Origin of the sequence: Burkholderia sp. SIMBA_051, assembly GCF_046534915.1 — a bacterium.
Taxonomy (GTDB): domain Bacteria; phylum Pseudomonadota; class Gammaproteobacteria; order Burkholderiales; family Burkholderiaceae; genus Burkholderia; species Burkholderia ambifaria.
This window is the reverse complement of sequence record NZ_JAWRXS010000487.1, coordinates 1-260: the sequence shown is the minus strand read 5'-3', so window position 1 is coordinate 260 and position 260 is coordinate 1. Positions and strand designations below refer to the sequence as shown.

The 260-nt window shown below is 63.1% G+C and carries 1 protein-coding gene; it reads right to left on the bottom strand.

Translation table 11 applies throughout. From position 1 onward, the window contains the following. Positions 1-260: AAA family ATPase (locus SB771_RS35400; protein WP_410722092.1), on the bottom strand; the 260-nt coding region annotated here is incomplete at both ends.

Below are 260 nucleotides of genomic sequence, written 5' to 3'. Positions count from 1 at the left end.
TGATAATGAAACGGTCGAGCTGGGCTTCGGGCAGCTTGTAGGTTACGGCCTGCTCGACGGGGTTCTGCGTGGCGATGACCATGAAGGGGCGGCCGACCGGGTAGCTCTCGCCGTCGCCCGTGACTTTGCCCTCCTCCATGACCTCGAGCAGCGCGCTCTGCGTTTTCGGCGACGCGCGGTTGATCTCGTCGGCCAGCACCACGGAGGCGAAGATCGGTCCCTTGTGGAACTCGAACTGGTTGAGCGACTGGTTGTAGAGG